This is a genomic window from Bradyrhizobium sp. Unk1 (genome assembly GCF_059512345.1).
In genome coordinates this window covers 159,146-179,774 of sequence record NZ_JCAMOP010000017.1, presented here as the reverse complement: position 1 = coordinate 179,774, position 20,629 = coordinate 159,146, and the positions used below count along the sequence as shown (strand labels likewise).

Below are 20,629 nucleotides of genomic sequence, written 5' to 3'. Positions count from 1 at the left end.
GATCGAGTCCGATTCCAGCTACTCGGTGAGTTCAGATGAAACTATGATTCCGCCATGACGAAAATCCTGGCCAAGGTTTCCGCGCAGCAGCCGACGCTGCCGCCGCATCTCGATTGGGAGACCTGCGACCGGGCGCGGCTGGCGCGGGCACGCGCGTTCGACGGGCTGTTCTTTTCAGGTGTTCGCTCGACGAGGATTTACTGCCGGCCGGTCTGCCCGGTTCGCCCGGCGCGCTCAGAGAACGTCACCTTCTACCCGACCGCTGCTGCCGCCGAGCGCGCCGGCTTTCGCCCGTGCCTGCGCTGCCGGCCCGAGACTGCGCCGGGATCGCCGGCCTGGATGGGAACGGCCACCACCGTCGCGCGCGGGATGCGCCTGATCAATGACGGATTCCTGGATCGCGCGTCGATGATGGATCTTGCGGAAGTCCTGGGAGTCGGACCGCGCCATCTGCTCCGCCTGTTCATGCGCCACGCCGGTGCGAGCCCCAGCGAGATCGCCGCCACCCGCCGTGTGCAGGAAGCCAAGCGTCTGATCGACCAGACCAGCATGACATTGGCGGAGATCGCCTTCGCCGCCGGTTTCGGCAGCGTTCGCAGATTCAACGATGCATTTGTCGCGACCTACACGCGGCCGCCGTCGTCATTCCGGCGCCGCCACTAGGACGCCGAGTCAGGCCGTCACCCGATCTGCTTCTCGCCGTGCCGCTTCGACAGCGTGAAGATCTCGACGCCCGTCGCGGTCACGCCGACGGAGTGCTCGAACTGCGCCGACAGCGAGCGGTCGCGGGTCACCGCGGTCCAGCCGTCGGAGAGGATCTTCACGTGCGGCTTGCCGAGATTGATCATCGGCTCGATGGTGAAGAACATGCCGGGCTTGAGCTGAACGCCTTCGCCGGGCCGGCCGATATGGATGATGTTCGGCTCGTCGTGGAACATGCGCCCCAGGCCATGGCCGCAGAAATCGCGCACCACGCTCATGCCCTGCGGCTCGACGAAGCTCTGGATGGCATGGCCGATGTCGCCGGTGGTGGCGCCCGGCTTGACCGCGGCGATGCCGCGCATCATCGCCTCATACGTCACCTCGATCAGCCGCTCGGCCTTGCGCGCGATCGGGCCGACCGCATACATCCGGCTGGAATCGCCGTACCAGCCGTCGACGATGAAGGTGACGTCGATGTTGACGATGTCGCCTTCCTTCAAAGGACGATCGCCGGGCATGCCGTGGCAGACCACGTGGTTGAGCGAAGTGCAGGTCGAGTAGCGATAGCCGCGATACATCAGCGTCGCCGGATAGGCGCCGTGGCTGAAGGCGAAGTCGCGGACGAACTGGTCGATGCGCTCGGTCGGCACGCCGGGCCCGACGATGTCGGTGAGTTCGTCGAGGCACTTCGCCACCAGCGCGCCCGCCTTGTGCATGCCGGCAAAGGCGCTCGGCCCGTGCAGCTTGATCTGTCCGGTCTTGCGCAGGGAGGTATCGGAGGCTTCGACGTAGCTCATGCGGGGCTGGTCTCGATGTCGACGGAAGGGCTTGATTTCAGGGCCATAATCTAATGATCACGGGCCTTCATGCAAGTCAGCCGTGGCTCTTGCGCCCGAAACAGGGCCTAATTCGGGACTTCTACGGTGGTTTCCACCGGCAGGGCGCCGCCCCGGACGCGAATCTCGCGGACGGGATAGGGAACCCGGATGCCCTCGCGCTTGAAGGCCTCCCACAGCGCCAGCATCACGTCGCTCTTGACGCCATCCATGCCGTCGGGGTCCGCGATCCAGAAGGTCAGCGAGAACTTCATCCCGGCTTCCGCGAACTCGGTCAGGATGCTGTTCGGCGGCTTGCCCTTCTGCGCGCGGGGATGGGCGGCCGCGGTCTCCGCGGCGAGCTTGCAAACCAGCCGCGGGTCGGCGTCGTAATTGGTGCCGAAGGCGATCTTCACCAGCGTGTTCTTGTCGGTATAGGTCCAGTTGACGACCTTCTGCGTCACCAGGTCCTCGTTCGGCACCAGGAATTCGCGGCCGTCGCCGGCGGCGACGGAGATATAGCGCGTCTTCATCGCGCTGATGCGCCCGGTGTTGTCGCCGATGGTGACGAGGTCGCCCGGCTTCACCGACTTGTCCGCGAGCAGGATGATGCCCGAGATGAAGTTGGCGACGATCTTCTGGAGGCCGATACCGATGCCGACGCCGACCGCGCCGGAGAACACCGCGAGCGCCGAGAGATCGATGCCGACCGCGCCGAGCGCGATGACGATTGCGATGGCCAGCAGCCCGATGCGGATGATCTTGACCAGCAGCACCTGCACCGAGGGGGTCAGATCGGTGGTCGAGTTGATCCGGCTCTCGGCGAAATTGCTGGCAATGTTGGTGGCCCAGAGCGCGATGAGCAGGAGCGCGCCGGCCTTGATCACCAGCAGTGGCGTCAGCCGCAGGCCGCCGAGCACGATCGCAAAGGAATCGAGCAGGTCGACCGTCGTGTCGAGCTGTCCGATGATGGACAGCGCCGCGACGAACCACGCCGAGATCGACACCAGCTGGACGATGAAGGCGTTGCGCAGCACCGAGGTCACGAGCCGGATCGCAAGCCAGGCCAGTCCCAGCTTGGCTGCGACCATCAGGAGATAGCTGCGGCTCGGCCAGGTCGCGTGATACATCACCACGCGGGAGATGATCACCATCAGGGTGAACACCGCCGTCGAGGCGCTGGAGACCATCACCCGGGCGAAGTGCCGGAGCGGCAGCGGCCAGTGTATCGCCAGCGATGTCATGTCGATGCGGTTGCGAACCCCGGCTTCCGCGGCATAGGCGATGCCGGCCGCGGCCAGGATCAGGCCGAATTGCAGGTAGAACCAGGGTGAGGAGATTTCCGCCCCGACGCTGCGCGCGGTGGTCTGCACGAACTCCATGAAGTCTTTGAGGTCCATGTCCATCGGTCTCGTCGGCAAGCAGGCGGGAGGGTTGATTCGAGGGCAGCGCAGAATCCCACAACGGGCGCCGCCGGGCCATCGATACACCGCTAAGTGAAGCGCGTTAAGGCCGCAAAATACGGGCAGATTGCCGCGAGCGGGAGAAAATGGGTTGGCGTGGGAGTCTGCCGACGATAAGGATGCAATTCCAGCGATTTGTACCCGGAAGGTGGATGGCTTCCCTCGACTCTGTCAGCCTCGCCATATTGCTCGGCGCCGTCCTCGTCATGGCCGGTATCCTGTCGAGCCTGCTTGCTCTGCGCTTCGGCGCGCCCTTGCTGCTCGTCTTCCTCGCCATCGGCATGCTCGCGGGCGATTCCGGCCCCGGGCAGCTTCAGTTCGACGACGTCCGCACCACCTATCTGGTCGGCTCGGTGGCGCTCGCCCTGATCCTGTTCGACGGCGGCCTGAAGACGCGCTTTGCCAGCATCCGCACCGTGCTTGCGCCCTCCGTTGTGCTCGCGACCGTCGGAGTGCTTCTGACCGCGCTGATCACGGCGCCGTTCGCCAAATACGCGCTCGACCTCAACTGGACGGAATCGCTGCTGGTCGGCGCCGTCGTGGCCTCGACCGACGCCGCCGCGGTGTTCCTGCTGGTGCACACCCAGGGCCTGCGCCTGCGCCCGCGCGTCGGCGCGACGCTGGAGGCCGAATCCGGCACCAACGATCCCTTCGCGATCTTCCTCACCTTGATGCTGGTCGAATACATCTCGCTGGGATCGAGCTCGGCGGGCCACGTGGCGATGGAGTTCATCCAGGAGGCGGTGCTGGGCGCCGTCGTCGGCGTGGTCGGGGGACGCCTCGTCGTCGTCGCGCTCAATCATGTTGCGCTGCCGCAGGGCCTGCATGCGCCGTTCGTGACCACGGGCGCGCTGGTGATCTTCGGCGGCTCGCAGATCATGCACGCCTCCGGATTCCTCGCGGTCTATCTCGCCGGCATCATCATCGGCAACCGCCCGACCCGCGCGCATAATTCCGTGGTGGCGTTCCTGGATGCTGCGACCTGGCTGGCGCAGATCGTGATGTTCGTGCTGCTGGGCCTGCTGGTTTCACCGAGCCGGCTCGGCGCGAGCGCGTTGCCGGCGGTCGCCGTCGCCTTCGTCCTGATGCTGGTCGCGCGGCCGGTCGCGGTGTTCGTGTGCCTGGCGCCGTTCCGCTTCAACTGGCGCGAGAAGATCTTCATCGCCTGGACCGGCCTGCGCGGCGCGGTCGCGATCTTCCTGGCGTCGATCCCGATGCTGGTCGGCCTGTCGAAGGCCTATCTCTATTTCGACGTCGCCTTCGTCGTCGTCATCATCTCGCTGCTGCTGCAGGGCTGGACGCTGGCGCCCGCCGCGCGCAAGCTGCACGTGGCGCTGCCGCGCGCCGAGCGTGGTCCGCGCCGTGTCGAGCTGGATCTGCCCGGCCAGCTCGAGCAGCAGCTCGTCGGCTATCCGGTGCGGCCCAAGAGCCTGTACTTCCGCCGCGGTCTGATCCCGTCCTGGTCCAAGCCGACGCTGGTGATCCGCAACGAGAACATCTTGACCCCGGCGGAAGCCGATCCGGTCGCGCCCGGCGACTACATCTATCTGCTGGCCCCGCCGGAGAAGGCCGAGTCGCTCGACCGCTTCTTCGTCGACATGCAGCCGAGCTCGGCGCCGGATCCGCATCTGCTCGGCGACTTCATGGTCTCCGGCGAGCACACGCTGGCCGAGCTTGCCGAGATCTATGGCGTGAAGGTCGGCGAGGATGACGGCAAGCTGACCCTCGCCGACTATTTCGACGTCCATCTCGACCGCGCGCCGAAGGAGGGCGCCGAGCTGCCGCTGGACGAGATCGTGCTGGTCGCACGCTCGATCTCCGGCGGCCGCGTCAACGTCGTCGGCTTGCGTCTGCCGGAGGACGAGGAAACGCCCGCGCCGCTGACGCGCCGGCAGGCGCTGCGGCGCAAGCTCGCGGATTTGTGGACGTCGGTGGCGGGGGTTTAGCGCCGCGCTCTCGGTTTTCAGTTTGGCGGGACGGAGCGGCCGCAAGCTCGTCATTGCGAGCGCAGCGAAGCAATCCAGTCTGCCTCCGCGAAAAGACTCTGGATTGCTTCGCTACGCTCGCAATGACGGGGAGGGCCTCAGCCGCTCACGTCAACACCTTCACCCCGCCGAACGACGTCACGCGGCCCTGCTTCAGCATCACGATCTGCGTCGCGAGCTGGCGCAGTTCGGCGACGTCGTGGCTGACATAGACCATGGGGACATTGGCCTCGTCGCGTAGCCGCACCAGATAGGGCAGGATCTCGAGCTTGCGACCCTCGTCGAGCGCGCCGAGCGGTTCGTCGAGCAGCAGCAGGCGCGGCTTCGACAGCAGCGCGCGCCCAAGCGCGACGCGCTGGCGTTCGCCGCCGGAGAGTTTTCCGGGGCGGCGGTCGAGCAGGGCGCCGATGTCGAGCAGGTCGATGATGCGCTTGTGCTGGGCCGGATCAGGCGCGAGGCCGTTCATGCGCCGGCCGTAGTCGAGATTCTGCGCCACGTTGAGATGCGGAAACAGCCGCGCGTCCTGGAATACATAGCCAATGCGGCGGCGATAAGTGGGCACATGGATGCCGGCCGCGGTATCGTCGACGGTCTCGCCGTCGATCACGATGGTGCCGCGGTCGGGCCGCAGCAGGCCCGCGATCATGTTGACCAGCGAGCTCTTGCCGGCGCCCGACGCGCCGAACAGGCCGATGACGCGGCCTTCGCTGGTGAAGGTTGCCTGGAGCGAGAATTCGCCGAGCTGTTTTTCGATGTCGACGCGCAGCATGGTCAGTTCCCGTGCAGGCGTTTTGTGGCGCGGCGGGCGAACCATTCGGCGGCGATCAGCGCGCCCATTGCGAGCACGATCGAGATGATCACGAGTCGTCCCGCGGCCGCGTCGCCATCGGGCGTCTGGATCAGCGAATAGATCGCCGAGGAAATCGTCTGGGTCTCGCCGGGAATGTTGGAGACGAAGGTGATGGTCGCGCCGAACTCGCCGATCGCCTTGGCGAAGCCGAGCACCATGCCGGCGAGCACGCCCGGCAGCGCCAGCGGCAGCGTCACCGTAAAAAAGACTTTCCAGGGCGCGGCGCCCAGCGTTTCCGCGGCCTGTTCGAGCCTGCGGTCGATCGCCTCGATCGACAGCCGCATCGGGCGCACCAGCAGCGGAAACGACATCACGCCGCATGCGAGCGCAGCGCCGGTCCAGCGGAACGCGAAGACGATGCCGAGGTATTCGGCCAGGAAGCCGCCGACGAGTCCCTTGCGACCGAAGGTGAGGAGCAGGAGGTAGCCGGTGACGACAGGCGGCAGCACCAGCGGCAGATGCACCACCGCGTCGAGAAACGACTTGCCCCAGAAGTCATGGCGGGCAAGCAGCCATGCCAGCGCAATGCCGAATGGCGTTGCGACCAGTGTGGCGATGACGGCGACCCTGAGCGAAAGCAGGATCGCCGTCCATTCGGCGGGAGAGATCTCGAGCACGGAAAATCAGGTTGCAAAACTAAGTCGTGGGGCTAACCAGGAACTTGAAGCCGTACTTTTCAAGAATGGTCTTGGCTGCGGTGGAGCGCAGGAAGGCGAGATAGTCGTTGGTCTCAGGCTTCGCGGTGGTCGTTGCTGCAACCGGATAGATGATCGCGGGATGCGAATCCGCCGGAAAGGTGCCGACGATCTTCACGCCCGGCTCGACCTTGGCGTCGGTGGAATAGACGATGCCGAGATTGGCTTCGCCGCGGGCCACCAGCGTCAGCGCGGCGCGCACGCTCTCGGCCATGGCGAATTTCGGCTCGGCGGCCTGCCAGGCACCGAGCTTCTCGAGCGCGGCCTTGGCGTATTTGCCGACCGGCACCGACTTGACGTCGCCGGTCGCGATCTTGCCGTCGCCGGCGAGCTTGGCGAGGTCAAAACCCTGCGCGATCGTGACGTTGTCGATCTTGGAGTCCTTCGGCGCGATCAGCACGATGCTGTTGCCGAGCAAATTGACGCGGGTCGGCTCGTTGATGGTCTTCTTGGAGATGGCGTAGTCCATCCAGTCGGTGTCGGCGGAGACGAACACGTCGGCCGGTGCGCCCTGCTCGATCTGCTTGGCGAGCACCGAGCTTGCGGCATAGCTGACGCTGAACTTGACGCCGGTCTTGGCGGTATAGGCGGCGTCGATCTCGTCCAGCGCGTTCTTCATCGACGCCGCGGCGAACACGGTGATGGTCTTGTCCTCGGCGGCGGCAGGCGAGAGGCTCGCGCCCGCGAGGATGACGAAAGCGGTGAAAAGTCCGGCAATACGAATCATGGATGCGCTCCGTGCGAGCTCGCGCGCAAAATCGCACGCGCAACTGCGTTGGGTGGGTCAGGCCGTGCGACGGGCGGAAGCGCTGTTCCACGTGGCCCCGCAACGGCTTACGGCCGGCGGGGATATCGCAGCTGCGAAGATAGCAGGCCGAGGCTTTAGGGCAAAGGCGACCGTTTGTCTAACGCATGATCCGGAAAAGTGTGCAGCGGTTTTCCGAAAAGATCATGTGCAAACAATAGCATCCGGCCTATTGAGCCGGCAGGATCGCGATCGAGAGCGAATTGTCCTTGGCGCCGCTGATCTGGACCACGAAGGGTTGCGCCGACAGCTCGTATTTCATGGTCTTGCGGATGCCGTCGCAATCGGTCGCGCCGCTGAAGGCCACCGGCTTGAGGAAGTGGCCGTCCTGGACCACGTCGACCCAGGCTCCGGAGGACAGGCTGATCGTGTAGAGCCCGGCCTTCGGCGCCTTGATGCTGGTGAAGCCCGCAAAGGTGCCGTCCTTCGGCGCCCGCTCCGGCGGCGTCGGCAGTTTTGCCTCCGCGGGCGCCACCAGCCCCAGCGTGATGGCCGATGCGGGCAACGCCGTCTGCTCGCTCCCCGAGGCGAGCTTCGCGCGGACCGGCGCGGTGAGCGCGGCGCGCTCGCGCTCGATCGGCCATTTGAACTTGTCGCAGCCACTGGGCTCCTCGGCAGCGAGAGCGGAGGTCGCGCCGAGCGTGAGCGCAGCGAGGAAGGTGAGGACGCGCATGTCAAATCTCATCGTTGGCCACGCGAAAGATGCGGGGCTTGCGGTCAGGCTTGTCGAACGGCGGGATGCGCATCCCGACAGGGCCGCTCAGCTTACGGCGGAGCGGCAGGCCAATCCTAGCGCATTTGGGCGGCGCGAACCAACCAACTAGTTCGTCATCCCGGGGCGCGCGCAGCGCGAGCCCGGGACGACAACGGTTGCGCCAACGCGCCCTACGGCTTCGCATCCGCCGCATGCAGCACCGCCTTGCAGGCCGCCGGCATCTGCGCCAGCGTCATCGGCGGCTTTGGCTTCGGCGGCTCCGGCGGAGGCTTCGGATGCAGCACGGCGTCGCTGAACCAATAGGCGAGGTCGGACGGCTTGCAGCCTTCGTCCTCGGATTGCGACGACTGGCCTTCGCATTCGCCCGAGCCCGCCGGGCAGCGCATGCGGATGTGGAAGTGATAGTCGTGTCCCCACCACGGCCGGATCTTCGACAGCCACGAGCGGTCGCCCTTGGCCTCGCGGCACAGCGCCTTCTTGATCGCGGGATTGACGAAGATGCGCTGCACTGCCGGCTCCTGCGCTGCGTCGCGCAGCACCAGCACATGAGCAGGCGTGAACACCTTGGGGTCGATGTCGAGTCGGTCCTGGCGCACCATCATCACCGCCGACATGTCCTCGCGCTCCTCGCGCGACAAACGGCGGTCCGGCATCGGCGTCAGCCAGATGTCGGCATCCAGGCCAATTTGATGGCTGGCATGGCCTGACAGTGCGGGCCCGCCGCGCGGCTGGGCGATGTCGCCGACCAGAATGCCCGGCCATCCCGCGTCCTTGTGCGCCCTGGCCGCGAGCCGCTTGATCAGCGCGATCATGTCGGGGTGACCGTAATTGCGGTTACGCGACAGCCGCATCACCTGCCAATTGTCGCCGTTGAGCGGCATCTGCAGGGCGCCGCCGATACAGCCCTTGGTGTAGGAGCCGATGACATGAGCCGTTCCCTTCGACGGCAGCAGCTTTCGCGCGAACAGCTCCTTGGCGCCGATGCTGGGATCGTTTGGGTTGGCGAGCGGCGGCAGCGGTTTTGGGTTGACGCTGCCCTTGTCCTGGGCCAGCGCGGCGCCGGCGGTCAGGAACGTCATGACAAGCAGGAGGGGGGCGAGGCGGCGGGGACTCATGCTGTCATTCTTATAGCCCAACGCGGCGTCAGGGTTAAGAAACAGTCCTTCGGCCGAAATATTGTGCGAAAGTCGCAGTTCCCTACGCGCGGCCGGCCGATTTTTAACGACGCGATAACCCTCTCGTGCATTGACCAAAAATCGTGCGTGGGAAGCGTGTTCGCTGCCTTCTGCATGCATTCGCGCGCGATCTCGGAAATGATTCAAGGCAGCGCGCAATTTTGCGCCATCGCGTTCTTCGATGACGACGACGTGATGCGCTTGGCGCGCCCGGCGGCGCTGCCGCGCCTCGCAAATTGGCAATAAGGGCTGTTTTCCTGTGGCCACCAGACCGTGCGACCGACCGACAAGCCGCCCAAGATTACTTTTTTTTCAGACACTTGTCCCAAAACTTGCGGCCACTGGCGCGACTGGGACGGATCAAGTTGAGTTTGGGGTCTCGAAAAACAACAAAGCGAAAGGCAGGCGTGCTCGCCCGGGCTGGCCGACAGCCGCGCAAGCCGCGCTTCGCGCGCGCGCCTCGACCCGTTTCCGAACGCGACGAACTCCTGCGCAGCCGCGCCGAGGCGGAAGCCGCGATTGCCGAGGCCCGCAAATCCCATGAGCGCCTGCGCCAGGCCATCGACCTCCTGCCGCAGGGCATCGTGTTTCTCGATGCCGAAGGCCGTTACGTGCTCTGGAACAGGAAATACGCCGAGATCTACAGCAAGACCGCCGATCTGTTCGCGGAAGGCGCGCGCCTCGAGGACACGCTGCGCATCGGCGTCGCGCGTGGCGACTATCCCGAGGCGGCCGGCCACGAGGACGAGTGGATCGCCGAGCGGCTGCAAAAGCTCTATCAGCCCGGCGCGCGCCACGAGCAGATGCTCGCGGACGGCCGCGTCATCCTGATCGACGAGCGGCTGACCGACGATGGCGGCGTGGTCGGCCTGCGCGTCGACATCACCGAATTGAAGCAGCGCGAGGCCTCGTTCCGCCTGCTGTTCGACGGCAATCCGGTCCCCATGATCGTCTGTGCGCTCGACGACGAGCGCATCCTCGGCGTCAACGATGCCGCGATTTCCCATTACGGCTATAGCCGCGCCGAGTTCGAGAAGCTGAAGATCCGCTCGTTGCAGGCTTTCGACAGCGAGCCGCCCTGGACCACCGATCGGTCCAGCGAGGAGCAGGCCGCGCGCACCTGGAAGCACGTCAAGGCCGACGGCGCGCTGATCGACCTTGCGATCTATTCGCGCGAATTGACCTATGCCGATCGGCCCGCGATGCTGCTCGCGCTGATGGACATCACCGAGCGCAAGCGCGCCGAGGCGCGGCTCGCCTTCATGGCCCAGCATGACGGGCTGACCGGCCTGCCGAACCGCAATCTGCTGCGCCAGCAGGTCGACGAGATGCTGCTGCATATGCGGCGCAGTTCCGACAAGGTCGCGCTGCTGATGCTGGGGCTGGACAATTTCAAGGCGGTCAACGACACGCTGGGACACGCGGTCGGCGACAAGCTGCTGCGCGGCGTCGCCAAGCGGCTGCGCTCGACCTTGCGCGAGGAAGACGCGCTGGCGCGGCTCAACTCCGACGAGTTCGCCATCGTCCAGAGCGGCCTGACACGGCCCGAGGACGCGGTGATGCTGGCAAAACGCTTGCTGGAAGCCATCTCCGATCCCTATCTGCTCGACGGCCATTCGGTGGTGATCGGCGCCTCCATCGGCATCGCGATGGCGCCCGGCGACGGCGATGATTCCGAAAAGCTGCTCAAGAACGCCGACATGGCGCTGTCGCGCGCCAAGTCTGATGCGCGTGGCACTTTTGCGTTCTTCGAGGCCGCGCTCGATGCCAAGGCACAGAGCCGGCGCAAGATCGAGGTCGAGCTGCGCGACGCGATCCAGAACGACGTGCTGCGGCCGTACTACCAGCCGCTGGTCGACCTCCAGAGCGGCCGCATCACCGGCTTCGAGGCGCTGGTGCGCTGGCCGCATGCCGAGCGCGGCATGGTCTCGCCGGCCGAGTTCATTCCGGTCGCCGAGGAAACCGGCCTGATCAATCCGCTCGGCGGCCTGATGCTGCGCCGGGCGTGCCTGGACGCCGCGACCTGGCCCGACGATGTCCGCGTCGCCGTGAACCTGTCGCCGCTTCAGTTCCGCAGCGGCAACCTGCTCTCGGTGGTCACGGACGCGCTGAAGCATTCCGGCCTGCCGCCGCGGCGGCTCGAGCTCGAAATCACCGAGACGCTGCTGCTGGAGAAAAGCGCGCAGGTGCTGGCGACGCTGCATGCGCTGCGCACGCTCGGCGTCCGTATCTCGATGGACGATTTCGGCACCGGCTATTCCAGCCTCAGCTATCTGCGCAGCTTCCCCTTCGACAAGATCAAGATCGACCAGTCCTTCGTGCGCGATCTCGCCGCCAACCGCGAGGCCCAGGCGATCATCCGCTCCATCGTTAGCCTCGGCAAAGGCCTTGGCGTCACCATCACCGCCGAGGGCGTCGAGACCGAAGCCGAATTGAGCTGCCTCCGCGCTGAGGGCTGCGACGAGGGCCAGGGCTTTCTGTTCAGCAAGGCCCGGCCCAACGCCGAGATCATCAGCCTGCTCGCTGCCCAGCGCGGGATCGACGGCGAGACCGCGATGGTGGCGTAAGGCGGGCTGCCCCTTACCTCGCCCCGCTTGCGGGGAGAGGTCGGAATGCGCACGTAGCGCGGATTCCGGGTGAGGGGGTACAGGTCCCTCGATGATCTCATCTGTGGAGAGAGGCCCTCACCCTAACCCTCTCAGCGCGAGCGAAGCTCGTCGCGGCCCCGCGAAGGGCGGGGCGAGGGAGCGCATCGGCGCTCCGTGTCAGTTGCCCGCCAAAATCGCCTTCCCCACATCCTCATAATGCGTATCCCGCGCCTGGATCTGCTGCGCGATGGCGTGCATGTCGCGAAACCGCCGCTCGAACGGATTGTTGCGGAATACGGCGGTCGCGCCGGCCATGTGATAGGCGGTGTCGACCACCTTGGCCGATTGATGGATGGTCCAGGTCGCGGCGAGGCGAACGGCGCTGCGATGTGCGGCGCTGAATTGGCCGGTCGCGCAGAGGTCGTGCCACATCGCATGCGCCGTCGCATAGAGATAGGCGCGCGCAGCGCGTAAGTCCCCCTCGGTGCGGCCGATCAGGCCCTGGACCGCCTGGTTGTCGCGCATGGCGCTCGCTGCCAGCGACTGGTGCTTTGACCGCGACAAGGCGATGGCGGCATCCAGCGTCGCGCGCGCGACGCCCAACGAGACCGCGGCGAAGCCAAGACTGAAGGTCGAGCCGGTGCCGATCCTGTAGAGCGGGCCCGTCTCGCGTAGCGCGGACGGCACGTCACGAAACGCTGTGAAACGCTCGGGGATGAAGAGGTCGCTCACCTCATAGGAATCCGTGCCGGTGCCGGCGAGGCCGATGGCCTGCCAGACGTCATGCAGCACCGCGCTCGCAACGGGAAACAGGATAGTGCGAACCTCCGGCGAACCGTCGGCATTTTTCCGCGGCGTCCCGTCGGCTCCGACGATGCGAACATGCGCCCCCAGCCAGCTCGCCTGCCGCGAGCCCGAGGCGAAATCCCAGCGCGCCGTGACGCGATAGCCGCCCTCGACTGCCCGCGCCTCATGCGCGATCGCGCCCCAGGCGAGAATGCCGGGCGCGGTGTTGAAGATCTCATGCGCGGTGTGGTGGTCGAGCGAGGCTGCGATCATGGCGCAGACACTGCATTGGCCGAGACACCAGGCCGTCGAGGCATCTGCCTTCGCGATCTCCTCCAGCATCTGCATGAAGGTTTCGATGGGGGCTTCCGCACCGCCGAGGCTTTGCGGCAGCAGCGCGCGATAGAACCCATTTTCAATCAGTGCTGAGACGACAGCCGGCGTCAGTCGACGGGTGCGCTCGATCTCATCCGCCTCGCGCGCGATGAGCGGCGCGATGGCGCGGGCACGTTCGACGAGGTCAACTCCGGGAGTTGCGTCCATGCGCGTTTCCTCGCCCCTTCTGTCGTGAGCGGTCAGAGAGGCGATGGTGGGCCATTTGGCGGAGAGGATCAAGATCGCATGCGGGCGCGATCCGCATCCCGGTCCTGCAATTCCTCGTAGCCCGGATGGAGCGACGCGAAATCCGGGGCCTTTATGTCCGTGGCGACGAACCCGGATTGCGCTTCGATCGCGATGGCGGGCGTCGGCGTCTTCGTCTACGATTTGCGCGCGCAATTTGTGGAGATGCCGGAATGCAGACGATTGGCCTGATCGGAGGCATGAGCTGGGAGAGCACCGCGCTCTACTACAAGCTCATCAACGAGCGCGTCCGCGATCGCGTCGGCAAGCTGCATTCGGCCCCGTTGCTGATGTATTCCTACGACTTCCAGGCGATCAAGGAGATGCAATATGCCGGCCGCTGGGACGAGGCCGCGGCCAGCCTTGCCGAAGTCGCGCGGCGGCTCGAAAGCGGCGGTGCGCGCGCGATCGTGCTGTGCACGAACACGATGCACAAGCTTGCGCCCGACATCGTTGCGAAGCTGACCATTCCCTTCATTCACATCGGCGACGCAACGGCGGAACGCATCCGGTCAAGGGGATACCGGCGAGTCGGGCTTCTCGGCACGAAATTCACGATGGAGGAAGATTTCTACATCGACCGGCTGCGCGCCCACGGCCTCGATGTCCTCGTTCCGCCGGCGGATGCGCGGGCTGACGTGAACCGCATCATCTACGACGAGCTATGCCTCGGCAACGTCACCGCTTCCTCGCGCCGCCGCTATCAGGAGGTGATGGCCGCACTCGTCGCCGCGGGCGCCGAATGCATCATCCTCGGCTGCACCGAGATCACGATGCTGGTCGGCGCGCACGACACGTCGGTCGAGACGTTCGACACGACGGCGATCCATGCGGAGACGGCGGCCGATTTCGCGATCGGGTGAGGGTGGTCCCGGCGGACGCTCGACAGGTCGATTTTCTCCCTGCCGGCTTTCTGCTCTATTGGTGTCAGCGTCCGCTGACTGACGGGCTGGCCAAGGGAGCTCTCATGAGCCGAACGATGCATGTTCCTAGCGGAATCTTCGATAGCTTGCGCTACGGTTTCGCGCAGGTTGCTACCGTCCCCACACCGTTCGGTGACATCGTGTATGTGTCCGGCCAGGTTGCTTGGGACGCAGATCAGAACGTCGTTGGCGCCGGCGACGTCGGTCTTCAACTCGGCAAGAGCCTCGAAAATCTTGGCGTTGCGCTGGCGTCGGTTGGTGCGAAACTCGATCAGGTCGGTGCATTGCGGCTCTACATCAGGCAAAGCCACATGCACGAGGGCAAGGCCATCGGCGATGCTCTCAAAGCGGCGTTCGGCGATAACCCGCCGTGTACCACCTGGATTGGAGTGCCAAGCCTCGCCAGGGACGAGTTCCTCATCGAGGTGGAGCCTTCTGCGGTTTTCCTTGCGCGAAGCGGCTGATGGCAGTTCGCAGGATAGGCTTCGCTTCGCTCTGCCCATCCTACGAATTTTGGACCGGCGGCATCAGACGTCCTGCATCGGAAGCAGCTCGAGCGTCGCGGCCTGAGCGTTGCAGTGTGTTCCTGCGTGACCTCGTCAGGCCGCAGCGCGGCCAAGGTCGAACGGCTGCCTGCGTCTTGTCGGAAAACTCAGCGCCACCGCGACGGCGGCGAGCCCGATCGCGAAGGAGCCGGCGTGCAGCCATGTGTATTGCTGGAAATTGTCGAACACGAGCCCGCCGGCCCATGGACCGAGCGCCATGCCGAGGCTGGCAAAGGCCGACACCGCGCCGAACACGGTGCCCATGATGCGCGCGCCGAAGTACTCGCGGACCAGCACCGCATAGAGCGGCATCACCCCGCCATAGGCGAGGCCGAACACGACCGAGAGCGCGTAGAATTCGCCGAGTTGCGCCACCGCGAGATAGGTCGCGATGCACATCGCCTGCACGAACAGGCCGCCGACCAGCACGGGCTTGGCGCCGATGCGATCGGCAGCCGCGCCCAGCAGCAGCCGTCCGCCGAGCCCTGAGACGCCGGCGACGCTGTAGACCGTCACCGCGGTGAGCGGGGCGATGCCGCACACCATCGCATAGGACACCATGTGGAAGATCGGACCGGAATGCGCCGCGCAGCAGGCGAAATGCGCGGCTGCGAGCGCGATGAATTGCGGCGTGCGCAGCGCCTGCGCCGCGGTCAGCTCGATCGCCGGTGCCGCGTCGGTGCTTGCCGGGCCAGTCGCTTGCGGCGCCGGCCGCACCAGGAAGCAGGCCGGGATCAGCAGCGCCCATGCGGCGATGCCGATCACCAGCATCGCGGTGCGCCAGTCATAGGCCGTGATCAGCCAGCTTGCGGTCGGCGCGATCGTCACCGGCGACACGCCCATGCCGGCGGAGACCAGTGCCACCGCGAGGCTGCGGTTCTTTTCGATCCAGGCGCTCGCGAGTGCCATCATCGGCGCGTAGAAGCTGCCGGCGGCGACGCCGATCAGCACGCCGAAGAACAGCTGGAATTGCCACAGGCTGGTCGCCTGGCTCGCGGTGACGAGACCGAGGCCCAGCAGCAGGCTTCCGGCAAGCACCACGATGCGGGTGCCAAATCGATCCGACAGCGTGCCCCAGAAGAACGCGGCAACGCCCATGCAGAGGAAATCCAGCGTCGCCGCCGCCGACACGCCGGCGCGCGACCAGCCCATCGCTTCGGAGATCGGCTGCAGGAAGACCGCAAGCGACAGCATCGTGCCGAAGCCGACGCAGGTCATCAGCGCTCCCGCGGCGACCACGACCCAGCCATAGTCGAACCCTGACGGCTTGCTCATGCGTTTCCTCTGCGCTTTTGCTCTTGTTGATGGTGCGCGCGGGGATGGTGGCCCATCTGTCGGCGGAGGGCAAGGTTACGCGCAATGCGCGGGTACAGAGCTCGTTACCTTGCGGCGCCTTGAGCATTGGCGCGCGCCATGGGCCGCCGCAACGTCGACTTAGGAGGTGTTTTGTGCCGCAGTTTCGCTGCCCCCGCGTGCCAGGTCCATTTGCCCCGGCCACCCGTAAGCCGAGATCAGGCTCATATAGGCGTCAACATCCGTGCCGGTCATATTGAGGGAGCGGCTGCACTGTTGGAGGGCTTCCTCATATTGACGGAGGTGCAAGTGTGCGACGCAGAGAAGCCGCGCCGCGATGGTATCTTGCAGGACGGCCAGGTTTGCGAGGTCGCCGTCGAACCGATCCGACCAGATGTCGCGGGCGGTCTGAAGGTCGGTCAGAGATACGTTGACCCGCACCTGGTCTCCGTTGCGTCTCACCGCGCCCCGCACGGCCCAGCGGACGCGGAGATCCGTCCCGAGCTGCTGCAAATCGATCACCTTCTTCTTGTAGGTCAAGGCGGTGTCGCGTCCAACAACGAGAGTGGCGGGCGTTCGCGCGAGGTCAGTCGTCAAGCTTGTCGAGACGGAGTCGGCAAAGGAGTCCTGCGCCGGACCGTCGTTGAGGCTGGCGAAAGGCAACACCACGAGAGAGAGGCGAGGCGCGATCTCGGGCCTGACTGTCGGCTGTGCCTGGATATTTTGAGCTTCCCGTTGTGCGTCGGTACGGACCGTCTTCCAGGCATTCCAGTATCCGGCAACGCCACCGGCAATTGCGCCGATGGCGGCGACCGACGCCAGCACGCTGCCGACGAGCCTGAAACGGCCTCTGAGGTCCTCCAGCCGGCCGGCGGATCGCCGTTCGCCAACAGCGTTTGAAGCGGCAACCGGGACCGCAACTGCTGCCGCGGTTCCTGGTTGCCGATCCTCATCGTGCACGGCGCCCACGAAACGAAAGCCCTTTCGTGGAAATGTCTTGATAAGACGTTGTTGCTGACCGGAGTCACCGATCGCGCGCCGGACGGCGTTCAGCCGGGTCGTCAGCGCCGCATCGGATACGATCCGGCCATTCCAAATCGCGTTGACGAGATCGTCCTTGCTGACGACGCGATCCCTGCTGCGGATCAGATGTTCGAGCAGATCGAGAACCTGGGGTGTCGTGGGCACCACATCGAGCCCGCGCCGCAATTCGCGCCGCTCGGTGTCCAACGCACAGTCCTCGAAGAAATAGCGCATGGCACCATTCTCCAAGCCTGCCCTCTATCCTCCGAGGGCGCGGGGGCAATTATCCGTAGACAATAAGCCTTCGGTCGCGAAAATGTAAGCCGCGAACATCGATCCACCCCGTCAGGGGGTGGCAGAGCCGTGCTTTTCCGGAAGGCCCGCTCTCGCAGCGCATGATGCTACCGCGTCATAGCGGCCCGCCAGAAAATGCGCATCAGCCATGGCTCCCCGATCTGTGTCGAGCATGTAGTCATCAATGAGATGGCGCAACTTGCCACTCCTGCAGACACACATCCGCCGGATGACGCTGCCTCTGCACGGGTTGGGCCAAAAAAATAAGCCGTCGGTAAGGAAAATGTAAGCCGCACGTCAAGCGTGCGCGGCGAAGTCCTGACAGCCTGCCACCAGGAGAGGGAAGGGAAATCGCCGATGAGCATCATCTACGGCTCTACGCAGATGCGACGGACTGCCACATCCCTGCAGCAAGCCACCAGCCTTTTCCTGCGGGTCTGGAGCGCATGGCAGAAGCGCCGAAGACGGCTGAAGGTACAAACCGCTCTCTGTGCCCTCAGCGATCGGGAGCTGATGGATATCGGCGCGACGCGCGCCGAGATTGATTACATTGCCTTGCAGCAGGGCCGCGCAAAGCCCGATCGTCCGGCACCCTGGCGCATTGCTAGTGCGCTTGCGATCTGGTTGCTCGTCAACCTCTTCAGCTTGATTTCGGTCAATCGCACCGAGGCTCAATGCACGGCGCAGGATGTTTTGCGGAGACAGCTGGCGGTCAAGGTCGATCCGCCGGCTCCCAGATCGGAGATTCCGGTCAGCTCCGCTGCAGATATCCTGGTGTGGAAGACGATCCGGATAGGAACATTCACGGATACTTTCGCTCTTCGCAGCGCGATGAGTGCAATGGGATGCGGCCTCGGAAACGCGGCCGATGAGATACTCGCTCGACCGGCCTTTACCCTAAGTCGCAAGAGGGCGGAGGTTGAGCTTGTTGCCGTGTCGGTTGCCGAGCTCGGCTTTCAAGGCGAGGCTTCGCTGCGGTCGATCTATCTGCGTGCGCAACAGCTCGGTCTTGCGCTGGCGCCCGCCGAAATCGCGCCCCAGCTGAGGCTCCAGTATTTGGACCAGCCGATCGGTGAATTTCTCACCATCGGGATGGAGCCCATCGGGACGTGGGCGGGTGAAGCGGTCGTCCTGACGGTAGCGAACGGCGGAGCAGGCCTCATCCTGATCGGCCAGGATGGCCGTGAGGACGCGCAGATATCTGCGATATCCCGTTTCGTGTTCGTGCGGCCCAAGACATCCATGGCTCCGGAGACCGCAGCGATGGCCAGGTAGCATGCCGCGATCTCATTTGGTCTGGGCTCGATCAGGGAGACGGGTGATGATCACGCGTCGTGATGTGTTTTCGGCGGCCGCTGCCGCGTTCGCCGCTACGCATATTTCACCGCGGGCTCTCGCGCAGCCGATCGCGAGAACCGCGCATATCCTGACCGGCTTCACGCCCGGGCTGCAGGATGGGTTGGCGCGGCTCGTGGCCGGCCAGATGAGCGGCTATGCCGAAACCATCGTGGTCGAGACCCGGCCGGGCGCGGGCGGGCGCATCGCGGTGGAGGCGGTGAAGAGCGCCGACGCCGACGGGTCGGTCATGCTGTTCGCGCCGCTCGGCTTCATGATGTTCTTTCCGCACGTCTACAAGACGCTGAGATACCATCCGCGGGATTTCACACCTGTATCGACTGTCGCCTCGACCCCGACCTTGCTGACGGTCGGTCCCAGGGTACCGGCCGACGTCAAGACGCTGGCGGACTTCGTGGCCTGGTGCCGCGCCAATCCGAAGCAAGCCACCTTTGGCTCGCCGGGCGCCGGAACCACGCTGCATTTTCTCGGTGCGATGCTGGGCCGCACCGCTGGCTTCGATTTTCTTCACGTGTCCTATCAGGGCGGTGGTGCGATTCAGGATCTGGTCAAGGGCGTGATTGCCGCGACCGTCATGCCGATCGGCAGCTCGCTCGGACTCGTCCAGTCCGGCGATCTTCGCGCGCTGGCGACCACCGGACCGCGCCGCAGCCCGTTTGTTCCGGCGGTGCCGACGGTGCGGGAGGCCGGATATCCGTCGCTCGAGGACCTCACATGGTTTGCGTTCTACGTTCCGGCGAAGACGCCGGCGCCGATCGTCGATAAGCTCAACACCGCGATCCAGGCGGCCTTGCGCACTGACGAGGTCAAGGCCGGCATGGCAAAGCTGGCCGTCGAGCCCGACGCGATCGCCATGGAAGACTTCGCCCGGCTGATCGCATCCGAATCCGACCGGTGGAAGGCGATCGTGCAGGCAACGGGGTTCGTCCCGACCGATTGAAGTAGCATTGACAGGAGGCAACACATGAGCGGGCCGGCATCCGTGCATGATCTCGTGCAGTCGCATCGCATCACCGCGGTGATCTATGCGGCGGCGAAGCTCAATCTCGCCGAGACCATCGGCGATGAGGCGAAATCGGTGGCCGAGCTCGCCCGGCTGGTGTCCGCCGATGAAAGCGCGCTGCGCAGATTGCTGGTTGGCCTGACGACACTTGGCCTGTGCAGGCAGCCCGACCGCGACCGCTTTGCCATGACCGAGCTCGGCCGGCAGCTCGACGAGACCGCCGACCCCTCCTTCAAGGATTGGGTTCTCTTCGAGGGCGAGATGCTCGCGCAATCCTGGATCGGACTGGTCGAGTCGGTTCGCTCGGGCAAGAGCGCGGGCGAGCTGCGCGGCGATGGCGACGATCGCTATGCGGCGACGAGCAATGCGCCGGAATTCACCCGCCGCTTCAACGCCGCGATGGTCAGCCTGACGCGGAGCATCGTTCCAAGGATCGTCGCGGCCCACGACTTCGCGACCGCGCGCGTTGTCATGGATCTCGGTGGCGGTACCGGCGAATTGATCGGCGGCGTGCTCCAGCACAACCCGCATCTCGAGGGCATCGCCTTCGACCTCGCGCGCTGCGAGGCAGGAGCGTATGCGCATTTTGATCGGCTTGGCATCGCCGATCGCTGCCGGTTCGTCGCCGGCAGTTTCTTCGAGAAGATCCCGGGCGGCGCCGACACGATCCTGATGAAGAGCATCCTGCACAATTGGAAAGACGATCGTTGCGAGCTCATTCTGCGCAACTGCCGGGACGCGCTGCCGGCCAGCGGAACGTTGATCGTGATCGAACGGATCATGCCGGAACCCGCGACGACCGAGACTCAGGACCGGTCCTGCGTCATGAGCGACCTCAATATGCTGAGGGGACCTGGCGGCCGCGAGCGGACGGAAGCCGAGTACCGCAGGCTTGGCGTCCTGGCCGGCTTCGCCTTCGTCTGGACCAGCGGTATCGGCTCGTTCAGCCTGGTCGAATTCCGAAAGGTCGGACACTGACTGCCGTCCGTTGG

General features: G+C 65.3%; 19 protein-coding genes. 9 read left to right on the top strand and 10 right to left on the bottom strand.

The window, feature by feature from the left end:
* The first annotated feature begins 54 nt into the window (after positions 1-54).
* The gene (locus tag AC5ZFO_RS23105; RefSeq protein ID WP_282520364.1) at positions 55-663 is read left to right on the top strand and encodes a bifunctional transcriptional activator/DNA repair enzyme AdaA; all 609 of its coding nucleotides are present in this window, start codon (positions 55-57) and stop codon (positions 661-663) included.
* A 17-nt stretch (positions 664-680) separates the two neighbouring features.
* Here the strand turns inward: AC5ZFO_RS23105 and map are convergent, their stop codons facing one another.
* Complete coding sequence (gene map / locus AC5ZFO_RS23100; RefSeq protein ID WP_014498584.1) at positions 681-1,499, bottom strand: type I methionyl aminopeptidase; 819 nt, start codon at positions 1,497-1,499, stop codon at positions 681-683.
* Positions 1,500-1,606: 107 nt separating this feature from the next.
* Entirely contained in the window at positions 1,607-2,923 is a 1,317-nt protein-coding gene (locus AC5ZFO_RS23095) for a mechanosensitive ion channel family protein (protein WP_282520365.1), read from the bottom strand.
* A 209-nt stretch (positions 2,924-3,132) separates the two neighbouring features.
* On the opposite strand from AC5ZFO_RS23095, the gene AC5ZFO_RS23090 reads away from it, so the two are divergent.
* Positions 3,133-4,926, top strand: a complete 1,794-nt coding sequence (locus AC5ZFO_RS23090) for a potassium/proton antiporter (RefSeq protein WP_282520366.1) — start codon at positions 3,133-3,135, stop codon at positions 4,924-4,926.
* A gap of 145 nt (positions 4,927-5,071) precedes the next feature.
* Here the strand turns inward: AC5ZFO_RS23090 and modC are convergent, their stop codons facing one another.
* The 5 genes from modC to mepA form a co-directional block, all read right to left on the bottom strand.
* Positions 5,072-5,734 (bottom strand): molybdenum ABC transporter ATP-binding protein, encoded by a 663-nt coding sequence (modC, locus tag AC5ZFO_RS23085; protein ID WP_282520367.1) that lies wholly within the window; start codon positions 5,732-5,734, stop codon positions 5,072-5,074.
* A gap of 2 nt (positions 5,735-5,736) precedes the next feature.
* Entirely contained in the window at positions 5,737-6,432 is a 696-nt protein-coding gene (gene modB / locus AC5ZFO_RS23080; protein ID WP_282520368.1) for a molybdate ABC transporter permease subunit, read from the bottom strand.
* Between the two features lie 19 nt (positions 6,433-6,451).
* Complete coding sequence (gene modA, locus AC5ZFO_RS23075) at positions 6,452-7,237, bottom strand: molybdate ABC transporter substrate-binding protein (RefSeq protein WP_282520369.1); 786 nt, start codon at positions 7,235-7,237, stop codon at positions 6,452-6,454.
* A gap of 247 nt (positions 7,238-7,484) precedes the next feature.
* Complete coding sequence (locus AC5ZFO_RS23070; RefSeq protein WP_282520370.1) at positions 7,485-7,988, bottom strand: hypothetical protein; 504 nt, start codon at positions 7,986-7,988, stop codon at positions 7,485-7,487.
* Positions 7,989-8,200: 212 nt separating this feature from the next.
* Positions 8,201-9,145: a penicillin-insensitive murein endopeptidase gene (gene mepA / locus AC5ZFO_RS23065; RefSeq protein WP_282520371.1), complete on the bottom strand. Its 945-nt coding sequence runs from the start codon at positions 9,143-9,145 to the stop codon at positions 8,201-8,203.
* Between the two features lie 156 nt (positions 9,146-9,301).
* Between mepA and AC5ZFO_RS23060 the strand changes: the two genes are divergently transcribed.
* Entirely contained in the window at positions 9,302-9,451 is a 150-nt protein-coding gene (locus AC5ZFO_RS23060) for a hypothetical protein (RefSeq protein ID WP_282520372.1), read from the top strand.
* A gap of 161 nt (positions 9,452-9,612) precedes the next feature.
* On the top strand, positions 9,613-11,772 hold the full coding sequence (locus tag AC5ZFO_RS23055; protein ID WP_282520373.1) for a putative bifunctional diguanylate cyclase/phosphodiesterase: 2,160 nt from the start codon (positions 9,613-9,615) through the stop codon (positions 11,770-11,772).
* Positions 11,773-11,970: 198 nt separating this feature from the next.
* Here AC5ZFO_RS23055 and AC5ZFO_RS23050 read toward each other — a convergent pair whose 3' ends face one another.
* Positions 11,971-13,122, bottom strand: coding sequence for an acyl-CoA dehydrogenase family protein (locus AC5ZFO_RS23050; protein ID WP_282520374.1), 1,152 nt, complete (start codon positions 13,120-13,122; stop codon positions 11,971-11,973).
* Positions 13,123-13,373: 251 nt separating this feature from the next.
* Between AC5ZFO_RS23050 and AC5ZFO_RS23045 the strand changes: the two genes are divergently transcribed.
* Together AC5ZFO_RS23045 and AC5ZFO_RS23040 are read left to right on the top strand one after the other, a co-directional pair.
* Positions 13,374-14,063 (top strand): aspartate/glutamate racemase family protein, encoded by a 690-nt coding sequence (locus tag AC5ZFO_RS23045; RefSeq protein ID WP_282520375.1) that lies wholly within the window; start codon positions 13,374-13,376, stop codon positions 14,061-14,063.
* 104 nt (positions 14,064-14,167) lie between these two features.
* Complete coding sequence (locus AC5ZFO_RS23040) at positions 14,168-14,587, top strand: RidA family protein (protein WP_282520376.1); 420 nt, start codon at positions 14,168-14,170, stop codon at positions 14,585-14,587.
* A gap of 135 nt (positions 14,588-14,722) precedes the next feature.
* Here the strand turns inward: AC5ZFO_RS23040 and AC5ZFO_RS23035 are convergent, their stop codons facing one another.
* Together AC5ZFO_RS23035 and AC5ZFO_RS23030 are read right to left on the bottom strand one after the other, a co-directional pair.
* Positions 14,723-15,943 (bottom strand): MFS transporter, encoded by a 1,221-nt coding sequence (locus AC5ZFO_RS23035; protein ID WP_282520377.1) that lies wholly within the window; start codon positions 15,941-15,943, stop codon positions 14,723-14,725.
* 159 nt (positions 15,944-16,102) lie between these two features.
* A complete protein-coding gene (locus AC5ZFO_RS23030) occupies positions 16,103-17,218 on the bottom strand; it encodes a winged helix-turn-helix domain-containing protein (RefSeq protein WP_306664288.1) in 1,116 nt (371 codons plus the stop codon).
* A 417-nt stretch (positions 17,219-17,635) separates the two neighbouring features.
* On the opposite strand from AC5ZFO_RS23030, the gene AC5ZFO_RS23025 reads away from it, so the two are divergent.
* The 3 genes from AC5ZFO_RS23025 to AC5ZFO_RS23015 are packed head-to-tail and all read left to right on the top strand — an operon-like array spanning position 17,636 to position 20,615.
* Positions 17,636-18,553, top strand: a complete 918-nt coding sequence (locus AC5ZFO_RS23025) for a DUF1127 domain-containing protein (protein ID WP_306664289.1) — start codon at positions 17,636-17,638, stop codon at positions 18,551-18,553.
* A gap of 46 nt (positions 18,554-18,599) precedes the next feature.
* A complete protein-coding gene (locus AC5ZFO_RS23020) occupies positions 18,600-19,574 on the top strand; it encodes a Bug family tripartite tricarboxylate transporter substrate binding protein (protein WP_282520378.1) in 975 nt (324 codons plus the stop codon).
* A 24-nt stretch (positions 19,575-19,598) separates the two neighbouring features.
* Entirely contained in the window at positions 19,599-20,615 is a 1,017-nt protein-coding gene (locus tag AC5ZFO_RS23015; protein ID WP_496122574.1) for a methyltransferase, read from the top strand.
* Positions 20,616-20,629: the final 14 nt, after the last annotated feature.